This is a genomic window from Arthrobacter sp. D3-18, from assembly GCF_054408525.1.
This window is the reverse complement of sequence record NZ_CP096440.1, coordinates 2,239,639-2,257,451: the sequence shown is the minus strand read 5'-3', so window position 1 is coordinate 2,257,451 and position 17,813 is coordinate 2,239,639. Positions and strand designations below refer to the sequence as shown.

Annotated in this window: 14 protein-coding genes; 6 read left to right on the top strand and 8 right to left on the bottom strand. The window is 61.3% G+C overall.

All coding sequences use genetic code 11. The annotated features are described in order from the left end of the window. The first annotated feature begins 13 nt into the window (after window positions 1-13). The 3 genes from M1D89_RS12630 (at window position 14) to M1D89_RS12620 (ending at window position 5,873) form a co-directional block, all read left to right on the top strand. The gene (locus M1D89_RS12630; RefSeq protein WP_498650837.1) at window positions 14-2,989 is read left to right on the top strand and encodes a DEAD/DEAH box helicase; all 2,976 of its coding nucleotides are present in this window, start codon (window positions 14-16) and stop codon (window positions 2,987-2,989) included. A 49-nt stretch (window positions 2,990-3,038) separates the two neighbouring features. Further along, a complete protein-coding gene (locus M1D89_RS12625; protein WP_498650836.1) occupies window positions 3,039-4,697 on the top strand; it encodes an amidohydrolase in 1,659 nt (552 codons plus the stop codon). Window positions 4,698-5,129: 432 nt separating this feature from the next. Continuing rightward, the gene (locus M1D89_RS12620) at window positions 5,130-5,873 is read left to right on the top strand and encodes a polyprenol monophosphomannose synthase (RefSeq protein WP_091470758.1); all 744 of its coding nucleotides are present in this window, start codon (window positions 5,130-5,132) and stop codon (window positions 5,871-5,873) included. An 84-nt stretch (window positions 5,874-5,957) separates the two neighbouring features. On the opposite strand, the gene M1D89_RS12615 is transcribed toward M1D89_RS12620, so the two are convergent. From M1D89_RS12615 to M1D89_RS12600, 4 genes are all read right to left on the bottom strand, one after another. After that, window positions 5,958-6,305 (bottom strand): RNA polymerase-binding protein RbpA, encoded by a 348-nt coding sequence (locus tag M1D89_RS12615; protein ID WP_011774875.1) that lies wholly within the window; start codon window positions 6,303-6,305, stop codon window positions 5,958-5,960. Window positions 6,306-6,562: 257 nt separating this feature from the next. After that, on the bottom strand, window positions 6,563-7,540 hold the full coding sequence (locus M1D89_RS12610) for an SPFH domain-containing protein (protein ID WP_498650835.1): 978 nt from the start codon (window positions 7,538-7,540) through the stop codon (window positions 6,563-6,565). A 91-nt stretch (window positions 7,541-7,631) separates the two neighbouring features. Next, window positions 7,632-8,093 carry an NfeD family protein gene (locus tag M1D89_RS12605; protein WP_498650951.1) on the bottom strand — a complete coding sequence of 154 codons (462 nt, stop codon included), beginning with the start codon at window positions 8,091-8,093 and terminating at the stop codon, window positions 7,632-7,634. A 78-nt stretch (window positions 8,094-8,171) separates the two neighbouring features. After that, window positions 8,172-9,014: a putative RNA methyltransferase gene (locus M1D89_RS12600; RefSeq protein ID WP_498650834.1), complete on the bottom strand. Its 843-nt coding sequence runs from the start codon at window positions 9,012-9,014 to the stop codon at window positions 8,172-8,174. 68 nt (window positions 9,015-9,082) lie between these two features. Between M1D89_RS12600 and M1D89_RS12595 the strand changes: the two genes are divergently transcribed. Continuing rightward, window positions 9,083-11,104: a S9 family peptidase gene (locus M1D89_RS12595; protein ID WP_498650833.1), complete on the top strand. Its 2,022-nt coding sequence runs from the start codon at window positions 9,083-9,085 to the stop codon at window positions 11,102-11,104. Between the two features lie 21 nt (window positions 11,105-11,125). On the opposite strand, the gene M1D89_RS12590 is transcribed toward M1D89_RS12595, so the two are convergent. Then, window positions 11,126-11,800 (bottom strand): peptide deformylase, encoded by a 675-nt coding sequence (locus M1D89_RS12590; protein WP_498650832.1) that lies wholly within the window; start codon window positions 11,798-11,800, stop codon window positions 11,126-11,128. 53 nt (window positions 11,801-11,853) lie between these two features. On the opposite strand from M1D89_RS12590, the gene M1D89_RS12585 reads away from it, so the two are divergent. After that, a complete protein-coding gene (locus M1D89_RS12585) occupies window positions 11,854-12,261 on the top strand; it encodes a nuclear transport factor 2 family protein (RefSeq protein WP_498650831.1) in 408 nt (135 codons plus the stop codon). A 34-nt stretch (window positions 12,262-12,295) separates the two neighbouring features. Here the strand turns inward: M1D89_RS12585 and M1D89_RS12580 are convergent, their stop codons facing one another. From M1D89_RS12580 to M1D89_RS12570, 3 genes are read right to left on the bottom strand one after another with little or no spacing between them, the layout of a single operon-like run. Next, the gene (locus tag M1D89_RS12580) at window positions 12,296-13,426 is read right to left on the bottom strand and encodes an FAD-dependent oxidoreductase (protein ID WP_498650830.1); all 1,131 of its coding nucleotides are present in this window, start codon (window positions 13,424-13,426) and stop codon (window positions 12,296-12,298) included. Continuing rightward, entirely contained in the window at window positions 13,419-14,141 is a 723-nt protein-coding gene (locus M1D89_RS12575; protein ID WP_498650829.1) for a class I SAM-dependent methyltransferase, read from the bottom strand. The genes M1D89_RS12580 and M1D89_RS12575 overlap by 8 nt, the downstream gene beginning before the upstream one ends. Continuing rightward, the gene (locus tag M1D89_RS12570) at window positions 14,138-15,274 is read right to left on the bottom strand and encodes a type III polyketide synthase (protein ID WP_498650828.1); all 1,137 of its coding nucleotides are present in this window, start codon (window positions 15,272-15,274) and stop codon (window positions 14,138-14,140) included. Before M1D89_RS12570 ends, M1D89_RS12575 begins: the two co-directional genes overlap by 4 nt. Window positions 15,275-15,405: 131 nt before the next feature. On the opposite strand from M1D89_RS12570, the gene M1D89_RS12565 reads away from it, so the two are divergent. Further along, the gene (locus M1D89_RS12565) at window positions 15,406-17,799 is read left to right on the top strand and encodes an ATP-binding cassette domain-containing protein (protein WP_498650827.1); all 2,394 of its coding nucleotides are present in this window, start codon (window positions 15,406-15,408) and stop codon (window positions 17,797-17,799) included. Window positions 17,800-17,813 lie beyond the last annotated feature (14 nt).

Here is a 17,813-nt window from a genome sequence, read left to right as displayed (position 1 = left end):
CTAGGCTTGATGCATGTCCTCCATTTCCGGGTCTTCATCTCCATCAGACCGTTACCAGGCGGCAGCCCAGCGGGCGGCTGAGTCAAAAACTTATCTCGGCGCGTTCGCACGTTCCCTGGACTTTGAACTGGACGACTTCCAACGTGAGGCGTGCAGGTCGCTCCAGGAAGGCCGCGGCGTTCTGGTAGCAGCCCCCACCGGCGCTGGTAAGACGATCGTTGGTGAGTTCGCGATCTACCTGGCCTTGGAACGTGGACTCAAGGCGTTTTACACCACGCCCATCAAGGCTTTGAGCAACCAGAAGTACTCGGAGTTGGCAGCAAAATACGGGTCAGCGAACGTTGGCTTGCTGACAGGTGACACCACCATTAACGGCGAAGCTCCCGTGGTGGTCATGACCACCGAAGTTCTTCGGAACATGCTTTACGCAGATTCCGAAACCCTTGGCGATCTGGGGTTTGTGGTGATGGACGAGGTTCATTACCTGGCCGACCGCTTCCGTGGTGCCGTGTGGGAAGAAGTCATCATCCACTTGCCCAGCGAAGTGCAGGTTGCCTCCCTGAGTGCCACGGTTTCCAACGCGGAAGAATTCGGTGCCTGGCTGGATACCGTGAGGGGAGATACTGACGTTATCGTCTCCGAACACCGTCCCGTACCGCTTTGGCAGCACGTCATGGTGGGCCGGGAAATAGTGGACCTCTTTGCCGGCGACACAACGTTCGACGAAATTGCGCCCCAGGCCCCAGGAATGCAGGAAACCGAGGCACCGGACCTTTCCGAGGCCCAAGAGGTGATAGCCGAGCCCGTCACCGCTGATCACAGGCGCGCCTCAGCCAAACGCTCGACCGCGGACGCAGTCCGCCAGGCAGTCACCGGCCCTGAGTTCGAGGTCAATCCGGACCTGTTGGCCATGGCCCGTTCCGAGAGCCGGATGAACATGAACGGCCGATTCGGCCATGGTGGTCGGAGTCGGCGTCGTCAGGATCGTTACCGCGATGAGCGGCAGCAGTCCGAGCAGCGCAGTCCCGTGCGGAAAGCCAGCCGTCCCCAAGTCATTGAGAGTCTCAGGCGCCAGGATCTCCTGCCAGCTATCACCTTTATTTTCTCCAGGGCAGGTTGTGACGCTGCCGTAGCGCAGTGTGCATCATCGGGACTTTGGCTGACCACCGAACGTGAACAGCAAATCATTGCCCAGCGCGTGGACGAAGCAAGCCACGAGATTCCGGCCGACGACCTCGACGTCCTCGGATTCTGGGGTTGGCGCGACGGTCTGATCAGGGGCTTTGCTGCCCACCATGCAGGCATGCTTCCCACGTTCAAGGAAGTAGTGGAGAAGCTCTTTGCCGACGGACTGGTCAAGGCAGTCTTCGCCACTGAAACACTGGCCCTTGGCGTCAATATGCCCGCACGCTGCGTCGTGCTTGAAAAGCTGGAAAAGTTCAACGGTGAAGCGCACGTCAACATTACGGCGGGGGAGTACACCCAACTCACCGGCCGCGCCGGACGCCGTGGCATCGACGTCGAAGGCCATGCCGTTGTGCTGTGGCAGCCGGGAACTGACCCGGCGGCCGTAGCCGGCCTTGCCTCCCGACGCACCTACCCCCTGAACTCCAGTTTCCGGCCTACTTACAACATGAGCATCAACCTGATTGCCCAGTTCGGACGCGTCCGCGCCCGTGAAATCCTTGAATCCTCGTTTGCCCAATTCCAAGCTGACCGTTCCGTCGTAGGCCTTGCCCGGCAGGTGCGGGGGCGCGAAGAATCGCTGGCGGGCTACGCCAAGTCCATGCAGTGCCACCTGGGCGACTTCACCGAGTACGCAAAGCTCCGGCGCGAACTCAGCGACGCCGAGAATTTCGCCGCCCGCGACCACCAGCGGGCCCGAAAATCCCATGTAGCGGATTCCCTTGCACGCCTGATCCCCGGCGACGTCATCAGCATCTACAGCGGCCGGCTGGCAGGACATGCCGTTGTGCTCGAGGTAGACCGCAACGCCCGGGAACCACGGCCGTCCGTTCTCACCTCTGACAACCAGCTGCGACGCATTGGTGTCCACGACCTCGACGGTCCGGTGTCACCAGTGACGCGTATCCGTATTCCGAAGTCCTTCAATGCCAAGGTCCCCAAATCCCGTCGGGACCTCGCTTCGTCGATGCGGCATGCAATCAGTGAGGACGCACCGCAGAGCCGTCGCAACAGCAGGCACGAAGACTTTGGCCTCGGGGCGCGCCTGCCGGATCAGGAAAAGAAGATTGCGGACCTTCGGCGAGCCCTGCGGGCTCATCCGTGCCATGGCTGCAGCGAACGCGAAGACCACGCACGGTGGTCGGAGCGGTGGTGGAAGTTGCGCAGGGAAACCGATGGTTTGGTCAGGCAGATCCAAGGCAGGACGAACACCATTGCCAAGACCTTCGACCGCGTTTGCGACGTTCTGTCAGTCTACGGTTACTTGGAAACCGACGACGCCGGGCAGGTCTCCATCAGCGCCGACGGGCAGCGGCTTCGCCGGATCTACGGTGAAAAGGACCTGCTCATTTCCCAGACTATGCGGCGCGGCGCCATCAACGACCTCGACGCCGCCGAACTGGCCTCCCTTGCCAGCACCCTGGTTTACCAAGCCAAACGGGAAGACCGTGGCCTGCGGCCCAGGATGCCCAGCGTTGCCTTGGAATCAGCCATAGACATCGTCATCCGCGAATGGTCTCAGCTGGAGGACACAGAGGAACGCAACAGGTTGCCTTTGACCGGCGAACCGGAACTTGGACTGATGTGGCCCATGTACAAGTGGGCCAAGGGACGCCATCTTCAGGACGTGCTCAGCGGAACCGACCTCGCTGCCGGAGACTTTGTCCGCTGGGCCAAGCAAGTGGTGGACCTCCTGGACCAGCTGGCCAAGATCCCGCAACTCGACCCACGCTTGGCCCGCATTTGCCGCGAATCCATCGACTTGGTTCGCCGCGGCGTCGTGGCCTACTCCACAGTGGCTTAGCACCGCCCTTCCCTCATTGACTGTTTTCAACGCTCGAGGAGCACAACGCATGAATCAGCCAGGCCTACCAGCCGGCCAAGACCGCACCGCGAAGGACCGCAAGGTCACGATGTACCGCAACGGTTCGATCTATACCGCCGCAGATCCTTTTGCCACTGCGCTGGTGGTGGACGGCGATACCGTGGCTTGGGTCGGCTCGGAGCAGGCTGCTACTTCAATTGTTGACTCCTCCATGGAGGTCATCGACCTCCGCGGAGCACTCCTGGCACCAGGTTTCGTGGACTCCCATGCACACCTGACGGAAACTGGCCTTGCCCTGTCCGGCCTCCAGCTCACCGGGGTGCGTTCAGCCACGGAACTACTCGACGCCGTTGCCTCCGCCACCGGCACAGGTACAGTCCTGGGCCACGGTTGGGATGAAACGACGTGGCACGATCCCGCGCTCCCTACCTTGGAGGAAATCGAAAGGGCGTCTGCCGGGCGGGCTGTCTACCTGTCACGCATCGACGTCCACTCCGCCCTGGTTTCGTCATCGTTGGCCGCGGCCGCAGGGCTGGACGGAGTCGATGGTTTCTCCGGCACCGCCCGCGTTGTTCGTGCGGCACATACGGCCGCCCGGCTGACTGCCCGGACGTTCCCGGAGCACGAACGGCGCGGCTATCAGGAAGCGGCCCTGCAGGAAGCGGCTTCCCATGGCTATGTAGCCTTGGCCGAGATGTCTGCACCTCACATCTGCGGGTCCGAAGACCTGCGGCTGGCCACGTCCTGGAACGAGGACGTGAGCCGGCCCGAGGTGCTTCCCTACTGGGGCGAGCTGGCAACCTCGGAGTCGCACGCCCGGTCGATTCTGGACGGCCTGGGTACACGGGTCCTGGGGCTTGCCGGTGACCTGAACATTGACGGTTCAATCGGCTCCCGCACGGCGGCCCTCGTGGACGACTATTCCGATGCACCGGGCCAACGCGGCAGTTTGTACCTGTCTGTGGACGAGGCCACCAAACACCTTGTTGCCACGTCCCTCCTCGGAGTTCAGGCTGGCTTTCATGTCATAGGTGACGGCGGGCTGGGGTCAGTGCTGGACGCATTGGACGCAGCGGCTGCAGAGGTAGGGGAGCAGCGCATCCGGGCAGCGGGCCATCGGCTTGAACACGTGGAGATGGCTGATCAGTCCGCCATTGACCGCCTGGCCAAGTATTCAGTGTCGGTCAGCGTACAGCCCGGTTTCGATGCCGCGTGGGGTCAACCAGGTGGGCTCTACGAACAGCGGTTGGGTGGCCGTAGCCAAACGATGAACCCCTTCGCTTCCTTCTATGCCAGCGGCGTCCCTATCGCTTTCGGCAGTGATAGCCCGGTCACCCCTCTCCGCCCGTGGTCCAGCGTCCGTGCCTGCCTGGAGCACAGCAATCCGGGGCAAAGGATCTCGGCTCGTGCAGCGTTCTTGGGCCATACACGTGCGGGGTGGCGGGCTACCAGACAACGGAACCCGCTGATGGGCCAATTGGTCCCCGGTGCACCTGCCAGTTTCGCTGTGTGGGAAGTGGACGAATTGATGGTCCAAGTGGCTGATAGCCGCGTACAGTCGTGGAGCACTGATCCTCGGGCGAGGACCCCTCTTTTGCCTGCCTTGGACACCGGCAGCGACCCCCGTTGCCTTCAGACAGTGCGCGAGGGCCACGAATTGTTCGCCCACGAATCGCTGAGGGTGTGAAGCAGGAATTTCCCGCTGCGGCGCGGCTCCTGAACTGGGCCAATACACGAAGCCGCAGGTCATTGGCTGATTGACAGCTTAGGGTGAGTCCGTAGCATTGAGGCTCAACGGACAATCAACGCAGAGGCAGAGGCAGCGGCCGTGGCGTGGTGGTCCGGTCGTGGCCGGGACTTTTTCATGGTGGCGGCAGACTAGTGGGCAGGTCCGCACTGACCCGGAAAACAGTTCGTTAGCGATAGTAGTCGCTCAGCGCCACTGGTCCCGGGCTTGTGGACCTGCCCATCAACGTTCTGCCACTACCCGGACCATGTGTCCGGGGCCACACCCGCCAAATGAATCCATGCAGTCGTCCTATAATGGAGAGTTGCGCCAGAACGCCAGCCGCCAGGCTGCTCCGGCACACTGACCGCTCCATCAAGGAAAGGCCTCTTCTTGCGTGTCCTGACGATCATTCCCACCTACAACGAGCTGGAATCGCTCCCCGTGACATTGGGACGGCTGCGCGCAGCAGTGCCCGACTCCGATGTCTTGGTGGTCGACGACAACAGCCCTGACGGCACGGGAAAGCTTGCCGATGGCTTCGCGGCAGAGGACAGCCAGGTGCATGTCCTGCATCGCAAGGGCAAGGAAGGCCTTGGGGCCGCCTACATCGCTGGCTTCAAGTGGGGACTGGCCGCGGGCTACGACGTCCTGGTTGAAATGGACGCCGACGGTTCGCATAAGCCGGAGCAACTGCCGCTTCTCCTCGACGCCGTCAAGGAGGGAGCCGACCTCGCCATGGGCTCCCGGTGGGTTCCAGGTGGCAGTGTAGTTAACTGGCCGCTCTACCGCCAGGCAATCTCCCGCATCGGCAGCACCTACGCCCGCATCATGCTGGGCGTCAAGATCAAGGACGTCACCGGAGGCTACCGGGCATTCCGCCGCAGCACGCTGGAGGCGCTGAACTTGGACGAAGTCGAGTCCGTTGGCTACGGCTTCCAGGTTGACCTCGCGTGGCGCGTGGCAAAGCTTGGCCTCCGCATCGAGGAGCGCCCCATTACTTTCGTCGAACGTGAGCTCGGCGCATCGAAGATGAGCGGCAACATCGTGGTGGAAGCCATGATCAACGTCACCAAATGGGGACTGGCAGCTCGTTGGGAAAAACTCACCCGCAAGTCACCGGCAGTGGCCAAGTAGTTCGTCACCCTTGAAAGCCGAAAGGCCGGGTCCGGTTCCCAAGAGGAACCAGACCCGGCCTTTATCTTTTAAATCAGTAACCGACTATGCGGAGCGGCGTTCTCCACGGCGCTCACGCAGGATGTTCAGACGATCCTCAAGGATCTGCTCCAGCTCGGGAAGGCTGCGGCGCTCCAGGAGCATGTCCCAGTGGGTGCGGACGGCTTTCTCGTTGGCGTCCACAGGTCGCTCACCATCAACCAGCAGTGCTTCCTTGCCGGTCTTGGAAACCCATACGGGGGGAATTTCGGCTTCGGAAGAGAAGGTCACGAAGACCTGCTCGCCATCCTCGCAACGGTACTCGACCCGCTGGCGCGGTGCCGGTTCAACGCCGGATTCTGTTTCCATGCTTTGGGCGCCAAGACGCATACCCCGCAGGCTGCGATCGCTCATGATTACTCCCTCTGTCTGTTCGCGGAGCAGGAACTCCGCGCTAGCCGTAAGCCGTTTTCACGATCCTTACGGACTACTTCTGCACACCTTGCATCACTAATTGCAACGCCTGGCCAAGCTTTAATGTTCCATCCAGGCTGAACCAGCCGGACAAATATCCCATTATACGCGGTCCATCGCCCAGTACTCAAAAGGGCCACAAACAAACGAGCGGCCAGCCGGAGTGGCTGACCGCTCGGTGGCCGTGCAACAGTGGGCTATTCAGCTGGCCGCGGCTGCGGAGCTGCTGCTGCCGGCTCTGAAGTCCTGGACTGTTCGCTGTTTCCGAAGAGGCCGACGGGGGAGTCCCCGTTATTGCCTCCAAGGGCGCCGCCGATACCCTTGAGCGCCTCGCCGACTTCACTCGGGATGATCCAGAGCTTGTTCGAGCTTCCTTCAGCGATCTTGGGAAGGGTCTGCAAGTACTGGTACGCAAGGAGCTTCTGGTCCGGGTTGCCCTTGTGAATGGCGTCGAAGACCTTCTGGATGGCTTGGGCTTCACCATCTGCCCTGAGGATGGCCGCTTTCGCGTCACCTTCAGCCGCGAGGATGGCCGCCTGCCGTTGGCCTTCGGCGGTGAGAATCTGCGACTGCTTGGTGCCTTCAGCGGTCAGGATGGCTGCCCGGCGATCCCGTTCAGCACGCATCTGCTTTTCCATCGAGTCCTGAATGGAGTGGGGCGGATCAATCGCCTTCAGCTCGACGCGGGACACGCGGATTCCCCAGCGGCCCGTAGCCTCGTCCAAGACACCACGCAGCTGGCCATTGATCTGGTCGCGGGAGGTAAGGGCTTCTTCGAGGTTCAGCCCGCCCACCACGTTACGAAGCGTGGTTGTGGTCAACTGCTCCACGGCCTGGATGTAGTTGGCGATCTCGTAGGTTGCCGCCCTGGGATCGGTAACTTGGAAGTAAACAACGGTGTCAATCGAGACCACCAGGTTGTCCTCGGTGATGACCGGCTGAGGCGGGAACGACACCACCTGTTCACGCAGGTCGAGCAAGGGCAGCAGCCGGTCGACGAACGGGATCAGGATGGTTAGTCCCGGGTTGAGTGTCCGCTGGTACTTGCCGAGGCGTTCAACGACGCCGGCACGTGCCTGCGGGATGATCCTCACCGAACGGACCAACACGATGATGACAAAAATGACGAGAACAATCAGCACAATTGCCGCTGCTGTTCCTCCTAAGCCGTCCATACATCTCCTTCATTCCCCAATTGCGTGGTTTGATGCGACTGGACCCGGGCAGGCTGCCCGGATCGGCAACCGCTGAAATTCAAGGGCGCGCCTAGCGCGGGCTGTTCTCGGCAGGCGAGGCCACTACCGCCGTCGCGCCGTCGATCCTGGTGACCTGAACTGTCGAACCGGCGTCGAGAACACCGGCCGTGCTGCGGGCGCTCCAAACGTCCCCGCCGATCTTGACCAGTCCACTGGTTCCGCTCACGGCTTCGATGACGAGCGCGGGCTGACCGATGAGCCGGTCGATATTGCTGCGCTGTTCGGCTGGTCCCTTGTGCAGGTGCTTCATGGCAACAGGACGGACAAAGACAATCATCAGGAGGGAGACCACCGAGAAGACTACGATTTGGAGCCAGAAATCGGCCCCTGCGAAGTCGGCGATCAGCCCGGCAAGGGCACCGCCGCCCAGCATGATGAAGAAGAGGTCGAGGGTGAGCATCTCCACCACCGCGAACGCGAGGAAGACCGTGAGCCAGAGGGCCCACCAATTCTCGCCGAGCCATTCAAACATCATTTCCCCCTGTCCCGGATCCCGCGAGCGGGATCACAGTCTCTGTTCCTCCATCCTAGCCCGACGTTCCGTCCCACGTCAGGAGAGGGGGAATTCACTGATCCGGAACTTTGCTGTAGTGGATACGGGGCCCTCCAATGCAGCCAGCTCCGCCAACTCTCCACGCTGCAGGTGGTGCCCCGCCGGACCCATATAGGCCAGGTCAGCTGTCTCTTGGCCACTCAGCAGCAAGGGAAGGTCCAGGCTTTGGCTGGTGCCAGAGCCAAAAAAGCCCTTCATGGATTCTGCCAACCGCTCTTCCTTGCCCTCTTCAATCCCAAGCATTCCTGTCCGGGCAGCAATCTCAGCAAGGTGGCCTGGCCTGGGTGTCACAACGATCAACGAACCCTCTGGCCGCAGCACGCGGGCAAACTCTGCGGGGTTTCGCGGAGCAAAGACCACCGTGATTACATCCGCGGTGTTGTCCGCTATGGGCAGCGGACGCCAAATGTCCCAAACAAGGTTGGCGGCCTGCGGATTGAGCCGGGCGGCGCGCCTCAGGGCGAACTTGGAAATGTCCACACCGATTCCCGTAGCCCCTGATTTCTGAAGGACCGCGTGCAGGTAGTGGCCGGTGCCGGTTCCGGCGTCCAGAACCAGCGCTTCGGGACGTTGAAGTGACCGGGCGGCTGCTTGGGCAAGAGCTTGGGAGAGTCCGGAGTAGTGACCGGCGTCCAGGAACCTGTGCCGGGCTGCCACCATGTCTGCGGAATCGGCTTCGAAAACCGTGCCTTTGCCTGTCAGCAGATTGAAGTAGCCCTGTTTAGCGGCGTCGAACAGGTGCCCGGCCTCACAAGCGAGAGTCCGTTGCTGGCCTTCCCTGAGCTGGAACATCCCTTGGCAAACAGGACAGCGGAGGGCAGCAACGGCGTGGGACAACATGGCTTCAATCCTACGGCGGACGGAGTGTCTGGTCCCGGGTGCGGAACCGCCGGGCTAGGCTCACCAAGGTGAAACCCGAGCAATTGCACCTGCTGAACACTGTGTCCGCCCCGGCAATCCACCCCGATGGCAGCAAGGCGGTGGTTTCCGTCGTGAGGCCGGACTTTGATGCTGATAGCTACGTTGGACAGCTGTGGAGCGTTCCTCTGGACACCGCCAAGTATCCGCGCCGCATCACCCGCGGCTTCAGGGATAGTTCCCCTGCGTTCTCTCCCGATGGGCTGGTTTTGGCGTTCCTCAGGAACGACCCGGACGGCAAGCCGCAATTATTCGTCGTGGAGGCCGCAGGCGGCGAGCCACAACGGATCACGGATCAGCAGGCCGGTGTGGGAGGGTTCGTGTGGGCGCCTGATTCACATCGCATCGCGTTCGAGGCCCGCGTGCTGGAACAAGGCCGGTACGGGACCGTTGATGGAGTCACATCCGGCGGTGAAGATGCCCGGCTGATCACCGCCAACCAATACAGGATGAATGGCCTCGGATATACCGCCGACCAGCGCCAGCAGCTATTTGTGGTTGAAGTCCCGGAGCTGGGCGGCGAACCGGTAGTTGTTCCGCGAGGGAGGGCCGCCCACGAACAGCCCACGCGGACGGTTACGGGGGTGCCTACTGCACAGCAGGTCACGTTTGGCGACTCGGACCACGAATCGCCGTGCTTTTCAGCTGACGGCTCCTACCTGTACTTCGTTGCCGCCCTCCATGAAGGACACGACGATGACCTGGTCACCTCCGTCAATAGGATCGGCGCCGGCGGCGGCCAGCCGACCGTCGTCGAACCTTCCAACAAGAAGTTGCAGACTGTCACTGCTGTCCGTGCCTCCACGGACGGCCGTTGGCTGTTCTACGTAGCGCAGGACCTGGGGGACACCGGCAAGGACTTTGTGGCTCGGAATTCTGTTCTGTTCGTCATGCCCGTCGCAGGGGGAGAGGCGGTGGCGTTGACTGACGTGGAACATCTGGACGTGTCCGGTCCGCTGGAACCCAGTGGACCAGCCAGTGTGCTGGTGATGAACACAGCATTGGGAAGTGTCGAACTGCTGGACGTCACGGCGGAAGGCGGAATCACGCCCCTGGTCCACGGCGCCCGGGTAGTTATCGGGGCGACGATGGCTGCCAACGGGGAAATTGCCGTAAGTTTCTCCGATTCCTCGACGGCGGGAGATGTCGCGTCACTGGAACGGGGAGAGATCCGCCTCCTCACGGACTTCTCCGCCAGCTTGCGCAACAACTCACGTGTAACGGAACCTCTGGACTTCGACGCCGAATCCACCGACGGATACCCTATTCATGGTTGGGTCGTCTTGCCTGATGGACCAGGCCCACATCCGGTACTGCTCACCATCCATGGCGGCCCATTCGGCCAGTACACCGGCGCATTCTTCGATGAAGCGCAGGTTTACGCCGCAGCGGGGTACGCAGTTGTCATGTGCAATCCACGAGGGTCTTCCGGTTACGGCCAAGCCCATGGGCGCGCCATTAAGGAACGCATGGGGACGCTGGATATGCAGGACGTTCTTGCCTTCCTCGACTCAGTGTTGTACTCGTTTGACGCCTTGGATGAAGACCGGGTGGGGATCATGGGTGGCTCCTATGGTGGCTACCTCACCGCCTGGACCATCGCCCACGATCACAGGTTCAAGGGTGCGATAGTGGAACGTGGCTTTCTGGACCCGGTCAGCTTTTCGGGTTCAGCCGACATCGGATGGTTCTTCGGGGCAGAATACACCGGAGGAACACCGGAGCAGATGGCGGCTCAGAGTCCCATGGCCGTGGTTTCGCGTGTCGATACACCTACCCTGGTGATTCACAGCGAGAACGATCTGCGGTGCCCCATTGAACAGGGTCAGCGGTACTACGCGCACCTGAAGGCCCAAGGCGTAAACACTTCCCTGCTGATCTTCCCCGGGGAAGACCACGAGCTGTCACGGTCCGGGACTCCACATCACCGGAGGCAGCGCTTTGATCACATCCTTCGTTGGTGGGCTCAGTACCTTCCAACGGATGCCAATCACTTGGAAGACCAGCCGTAGCCATACCGGCCGGATTCAGCGTCAGCGGAGGAATCCAAGAGCCCGGCGAGCCTCGTCAATCTCCGGCGCGAACCACCGGGCCGAGTGTTCAGCATTGCTGGACAGGGAGCGAAGTTCGGCCCGGTCCAGATACAGGATGCCGTGGAGGTGATCCGTTTCGTGTTGCACGATGCGGGCCTGCCACCCCGAGAACCACTCTTCCACGGGTTCGCCTCCGGGACTGGTATAGCGCAGCTCCACGTTCCGGTGACGTGTCACAACGGCCTGATACCCGCTGACGGAAAGGCACCCTTCATAAAACGAGGCCGTTTCAGTACCGAGTGGACGGTACTCGGGGTTGATGATCGCGAAGAATTCCAGCTGTTCCCTGTGACGTACCGCGGCAGACTCCGGATCCACCTCATACTTGTCCTCCAAGACAGCCAGCTGCAACGGGATGCCCAGCTGGGGGGCGGCCAGTCCGACGCCAGGAGCGTCATGCATGACGTCCCTCATTCGCTCGATGAAAGCCGCCAACTCGGCATCATCAATCTGGCCGTCATACGGGGCGGCCAGCTGGCGCAATACGGGGTGCCCGGCCTGCACAATGGGCGGAAGCCCCTCTGCATCCAGCAGCCGACGGACAGCGTCACGTATCCGGGTAGGGTTGTAGTCCGTGGCAGGGCTCGTGGCCTCAGGATGAGGTTGGTGCGTCATACAGTGAGCCTAACGCGATGAGGGCTCTCGCGAGTGTGGGCTAGGCTCGACGAATGATCGATTCCACCCCTTTGGATTGTGTACTCGGGTTTGTTCGAACGGTTGAAGCCGGCGGCGGGGCTGCTGAGCTGCGGCCCTTCCTGGCCGACGATTTCAAGCTCACGGAGTGGCCGCACGCCCTGTCCAAAACGGGCTCCACGCGGAACCTGGCCGAAACGTTGGCTGGCGCCGACCACAGTAAGGACATCGTCTCCGATCAGCGCTTTGAGGTGGTCCGCACAACGATCCAGGACAACCGGGTGGTGCTGGAGATGAACTGGTCAGCTACGCTGCTTCTTGACCTGCCCCACTGGGACAGCGGCGATACCATCCGAGCCAGGAGCACAGCGGTCTTCGAGTTGCGGGACGGCCTGATCATCAGCCAGGACACGTACGACTGCTACTACACGACGCCGGAATAACCAAGGCCCTGAACTATCCAGCGCCCTGGTACAACTAGCGCATCGTGAAGCGGCGCTCCACAAGTTCTGAAATTGCCGGAACAGCCAGGGCGCTTGCGAAAAGCGTGTTCCTTACTGCCATGGCGGGAGGCGGGAGCGGTCTGCCCAGTGCCATGTTGAGCCCGGCCTGACGTGAAGCGCGAAGCGCCGCTTTCCTGCGCGACTTCTCGAAACTTGCCACATCGCGTCCTACGTTGGCGCCCCTCAGGGATGCATCCACGATCGGGGCCAGGGCTGCAGCATCCAACCAGCCAAGGTTCATTCCCTGTCCTCCTATCGGGCTGATTTCGTGCGCGGCATCCCCAAGAAGCACCACCCTGCCGTGAACCATGCGCTGTGTCAGCCGCGACCGTACTTCAAAAGCACTCAGCATCGAGTTTCCGGTTATTTCCAGCACCTCACCCGTCCTGGCCGTGATCAGCTCAGCGAGCCCCGCCGGCGTCGGATTCTTGTGCGGCACACCCAGCCTGACAACCCATCTGCGGACACCTCTTGGCAGGGGAAACGATTCTACGATTCCTTCGGGTTCCAAGTACAAGACGGCGTCGGAGCCATGCCCGGTGTTATCCGGGAAATCGCCCATGATGTAGCAGTCCGGATAGCTGCGGGAGGGCACACCCGGGAGGTAGCGCCGACGGATGGTTGAATGCGCTCCGTCGGCGGCCATCACCAAACGGGCTCCAACCTCCAAGCTGCCGTTGGGCGAGTCTGCGCGGACGTGCAGGGTACCGCCGGCGTCGTCGATCTCCTGGACGTCGGCACTCCGGACAACCGCATCGGCATCCAGTTCCTTTACCGCCAACTCCAGGACTTCCTCGGTGATCATCTGCGGAACGGCAAGGATGAAGGGAAAGGCTGCGTCGCCGTCGAACGCGAGCTCGGCCACCCGTCGTCGCCGGCTGTAAGCCACGCCTCGCTTGATGTGGACCCCGGCAGTTACCAAAGGGCCGGCAACTCCCGCGCGTGCCAGCTCCGCCAACGCCGGGGGGTGGATTCCGATGGCCCTCGAATTGTTGCTCCTGTTGCTCCGGCGCTCCAGTATGCGGACCTGATGCCCCCGCTGGAGCAACAGTACCCCCATGAACAGGCCCACAGGGCCGGCACCTACGATCACGACGTCAGGCACGGCCCTCCAATCGGTGCTCAGCATCAAGCAAAAGGAGATGGTGCCACGGCCCGTTTCGTTCCACTGACCATGAGGACGGAACAACGGCTTTTAGTTCCGCCGCGGTGAAACTGCGCCTGATGGACGTCAAACCGTCCCCGCAAATGTAGGAGCCTACGCCCAACGGCCAAAACCCCGCCAGGAACAAAAGGTACGCGATGTTGCTGCGATTGAGGTCGTTATGGAGGCAAAGTCCCTGGCTCAGCGACTCCGAATCGTGGAGGACCGCCGCAAGCTGCCCCGGATCGAGGTGGTGAATGATGTGGTTGGAGATAACGACGTCGAACTTCCGGCCTTCAGCAACCAACTCGGAACTGTGCGCCTTACGATAGCTGACACCCTCCACGCGAGGCGCTTTGGAGGCAAAGGCGAAGGCTCTCTCGTCGGGGTCAATCGCTGTCACGGTGAGCCTGTAGCCATCCCGCCGGGCCCACCGCGCGAGGCTTCGTGCCACGTCACCGCTGCCACTTCCGATATCCAGCACGGACGCCGAACCGTTCGTTGCCAACAGCGGACGGAGTCTCCGACGATACGTCCCGTGCCACCCCGACAACAGCCTGTTCACCAGGGGGAAACGAGCGTAAGTCCTGTTGAGGCGCTTGGGATCGCAGTCAGCTTTGTCCATCTCCTCGAGGGCGTGCAGGTCCCTCTCTTGGAGGGACCCCCAAAGCCTCACAGGGCAGGGGAGACCAGCGTAAAGAGTCCCGTCTCCACTGTCAGGCCGGGGCCGAACGCCATGGAACAGATGCGCTCCTCACGTTCGCTGACCTGCTGCTCCAGCATGTGCTTCAGGACGAACAGCACAGTAGCGCTGCTCATATTCCCATATTCCCTCAGTGTTTCCCGCGCCGGAACCAACTGCTCTTGGGTAAGTTCCAACTTGGACTCCACCTTGTCCAGGATGCTGCGGCCACCGGGATGGATGGCCCAGTGGGTAATGTCGCGGTAGGGGAGGCCCGCCACGGAAGGCTCCTTGGCGAGTAACGGCGCTAAGGCCCCCGTGATGTGTTCCTCGATAATGTGCGGCACGTACGAGCCCAGGACCATTTCAAATCCTTCGTCGCCGATGTTCCAGGCCATTGCTTCCTCGCCTACAGGCGTCAGTACCGTCTCAAAGTGGTCCAGCCGGATGGCCGGCTCAGGTCCCTGCAGTTCCCGCGCACTTACGACGGCGGCCGCCGCGCCGTCGCCGAATATCGCGGACCCCATGATCGTGTCCGGGTCGTTTGAGGTCCGCACATGCAAGGAGCAGAGTTCAACACAAATCACCAGGACAACCGCAGTGGGGTCGGCAAGGCAGAACTGCTTGGCTGCCTTGAGCGCAGGGAAAGCTGCATAGCACCCCATGAATCCAAGGTGGTAGCGCTGGACGGCAGGGTTGAGCCCCAACGCCCTGACCACCTTGTAGTCCGGACCGGGATTGAAGAATCCTGTGCAGGACACGGTGATGACGTGCGTGATGTCATCCAGGTCGATCCCGGGCGCCTGAGCCACTGCGGCTTTGCCGGCCTCCACGAACAGCTTGGTGGCTTCAGTTGCAAAGATCTCGTTCCGGACTTTCGTGCTGGGACTCAGGACCCGGTTGGTTTCGGGATCGAAAAACTGCGGATTCTCAGGATGTGCATCAAGGCTGAGCTCAGCTACAGCGGTGTACCGGGTATCTATGGCTGCTGAGTCGAAACAAGTGCTCACGAGGCGCGTTCCCAGCCTCGTAAGCCCGGGTTGGGATGCGAAAACGTCACGGGCTTGCTGCTGGACAAGGATGGTTTGCGGAACGGCGGTTTCAAGGGACCTCATGTATACCGGCATGCTTCATTCTTAGCGAGTAAACCGAGGAAGACAATGGCAGAATCAAACGTACTGACCGTTGCCGGTCAGTGAGAGCCAGGCGACGCCGACGGGGGACTGTTGGGCAGCGCCGCCTAACAGATGGAGAAATCATGACTATTGCCACGAGCACGGACACGCAATCTCCCGGGTCCCACGTCGCGGACACCCACGATTTGATCCGCGTCCAGGGTGCACGTGAAAACAACCTGAAAGACATCAGCATTGAAATCCCGAAGCGCCGGCTCACGGTCTTCACAGGCGTCTCCGGCTCCGGGAAGAGTTCACTGGTCTTCGCGACCATCGCCGCAGAGTCGCAGCGCATGATCAACGAAACCTACAGTGCCTTTGTGCAGGGCTTCATGCCATCTCTGGCCCGGCCCGACGTTGACGTACTTGAAGGATTGACGACGGCGATCATCGTGGACCAGGAGCGAATGGGCTCCAACCCGCGCTCGACCGTGGGTACCGCCACAGACGCCAATGCCATGCTGCGGATTTTGTTCAGCCGCCTTGGCCAGCCCCACATTGGTTCGCCCAACGCCTACTCATTCAATGTGCCTACGGTGAAGGCCAGCGGGGCCATCACAGTGGAACGCGGCGAAGGCAAAACCAAGACCGAGAAGGCCACGTTCAATCGCTTGGGCGGCATGTGTTCACGCTGTGAGGGCATGGGCTCGGTCAACGACTTTGATCTGACCGCTCTCTACGACGACACCAAATCCCTGAGCGAAGGCGCCCTCACCATCCCCGGCTACACCATGGATGGCTGGTATGGACGCATCTTCAGCGGCTCAGGATTCTTCAACATGGACAAGCCCATCGCAAAGTTCACCAAGAAGGAACTCCACGACCTCCTCTACCGTGAGCCAACCAAAATCAAGGTGGAGGGGATAAATCTCACTTACGAAGGCGTGATCCCCAAGATCCAGAAGTCAATGCTTAGCAAGGACGTAGACGCTTTGCAGCCGCACATTCGCGCCTTCGTGGAGCGGGCCATAACCTTCACCACCTGCCCGGAATGCGAAGGCACCAGGCTGAGCCCCGAGGCAAGGTCCTCCAAAATCAAGGGCAAGAGCATTGCTGACGTGTGCACCATGCAAATCAGCGACCTCGCGGACTGGGTTCGCGAGCTTGATGAACCTTCCGTAGCTCCTTTGCTCAAGGGCCTCCAGCACCTCCTCGATTCTTTCGCCGGAATCGGATTGGGTTACCTATCCCTTGACCGGCCCGCGGGAACGTTGTCCGGGGGAGAGGCCCAGCGGACAAAGATGATCCGGCACCTGGGGTCGTCCCTCACGGACATTACGTACGTCTTTGACGAACCAACCATTGGCCTGCACCCCCACGACATCGAGCGAATGAACCAGCTGCTGCTGCAACTTCGCGATAAGGGCAACACAGTGCTGGTGGTGGAACATAAACCGGAAACCATCGCGATCGCTGACCACGTGGTTGACCTGGGACCTGGCGCCGGGACCGGAGGCGGCACAGTGTGCTTCGAAGGCGACCTGGAGGGTTTGCGGGGGAGCGACACCATCACCGGACGGCATCTGGATGATCGGGCGTCCATTAAGGACAGCGTGCGTTCCTCCGCCGGTCAACTGGAAATCCGGGGCGCCTCAACAAACAACCTCAAGAATGTCGACGTCGACATCCCCCTTGGCGTCCTTTGTGTCCTCACCGGCGTGGCTGGGTCAGGCAAGAGCTCGCTGATTCACGGCTCCGTAGCCAAGCGTGACGGTGTCCTGGTGATCGATCAGGGTGCCATTCGCGGATCCCGCAGAAGCAACCCTGCCACGTATACAGGACTGCTGGAACCCATTCGCAAGGCGTTTGCCAAGGCCAACGGGGTTAAGCCTGCGCTGTTCAGCTCGAACTCCGAGGGCGCATGCCCAACGTGTAACGGAGCGGGTGTGATTTACACGGATCTCGGCGTGATGGCCACCGTTGAGTCACCCTGTGAAGAATGTGAAGGAAAGCGTTTTCAGGCATCTGTCCTGGAGTACCGTCTGGGTGGACGCAATATTGCAGAGGTGCTTGCAATGTCTGTGGATGAGGCTGAAGTCTTCTTCAGTGAGGGCGAAGCCCGGACCCCGGCTGCCCACAAGGTTCTCGACCGCCTTGCGGATGTTGGCCTGGGCTACCTGACCCTTGGTCAGCCACTCACCACATTGTCCGGTGGTGAGCGTCAGCGACTCAAGCTGGCTACGCAGATGTCCGAAAAGGGAGACATTTACATCCTGGACGAACCGACCACCGGCCTGCACCTGGCCGATGTCCAAAACCTGCTGGGCATGCTGGATCGTCTGGTCGAGTCCGGAAAATCAGTGATTGTCATCGAACACCACCAAGCTGTCATGGCACACGCCGACTGGATCATTGACCTTGGGCCGGGCGCCGGACACGACGGCGGTAAGATCGTTTTCGCCGGAACGCCGGCTGAGCTCGTGACGCAGAAGTCAACGCTGACGGGCAAGCACCTGGCGGCTTACGTCTCGGGATAACGTCATCGGTATGG

What these genes read in the sequence shown, in the direction of transcription:
- M1D89_RS12565 (WP_498650827.1), top strand. Translation starts at nt 15,406, where the DNA reads ATGACTATTGCCACGAGCACGGACACGCAATCTCCCGGGTCCCACGTC.
- M1D89_RS12590 (WP_498650832.1), bottom strand. Translation starts at nt 11,800, where the DNA reads ATGACGCACCAACCTCATCCTGAGGCCACGAGCCCTGCCACGGACTAC.
- M1D89_RS12570 (WP_498650828.1), bottom strand. Translation starts at nt 15,274, where the DNA reads ATGCCGGTATACATGAGGTCCCTTGAAACCGCCGTTCCGCAAACCATC.
- M1D89_RS12610 (WP_498650835.1), bottom strand. Translation starts at nt 7,540, where the DNA reads ATGGACGGCTTAGGAGGAACAGCAGCGGCAATTGTGCTGATTGTTCTC.
- M1D89_RS12600 (WP_498650834.1), bottom strand. Translation starts at nt 9,014, where the DNA reads ATGTTGTCCCACGCCGTTGCTGCCCTCCGCTGTCCTGTTTGCCAAGGG.
- M1D89_RS12605 (WP_498650951.1), bottom strand. Translation starts at nt 8,093, where the DNA reads ATGTTTGAATGGCTCGGCGAGAATTGGTGGGCCCTCTGGCTCACGGTC.
- M1D89_RS12625 (WP_498650836.1), top strand. Translation starts at nt 3,039, where the DNA reads ATGAATCAGCCAGGCCTACCAGCCGGCCAAGACCGCACCGCGAAGGAC.
- M1D89_RS12585 (WP_498650831.1), top strand. Translation starts at nt 11,854, where the DNA reads ATGATCGATTCCACCCCTTTGGATTGTGTACTCGGGTTTGTTCGAACG.
- M1D89_RS12630 (WP_498650837.1), top strand. Translation starts at nt 14, where the DNA reads ATGTCCTCCATTTCCGGGTCTTCATCTCCATCAGACCGTTACCAGGCG.
- M1D89_RS12615 (WP_011774875.1), bottom strand. Translation starts at nt 6,305, where the DNA reads ATGAGCGATCGCAGCCTGCGGGGTATGCGTCTTGGCGCCCAAAGCATG.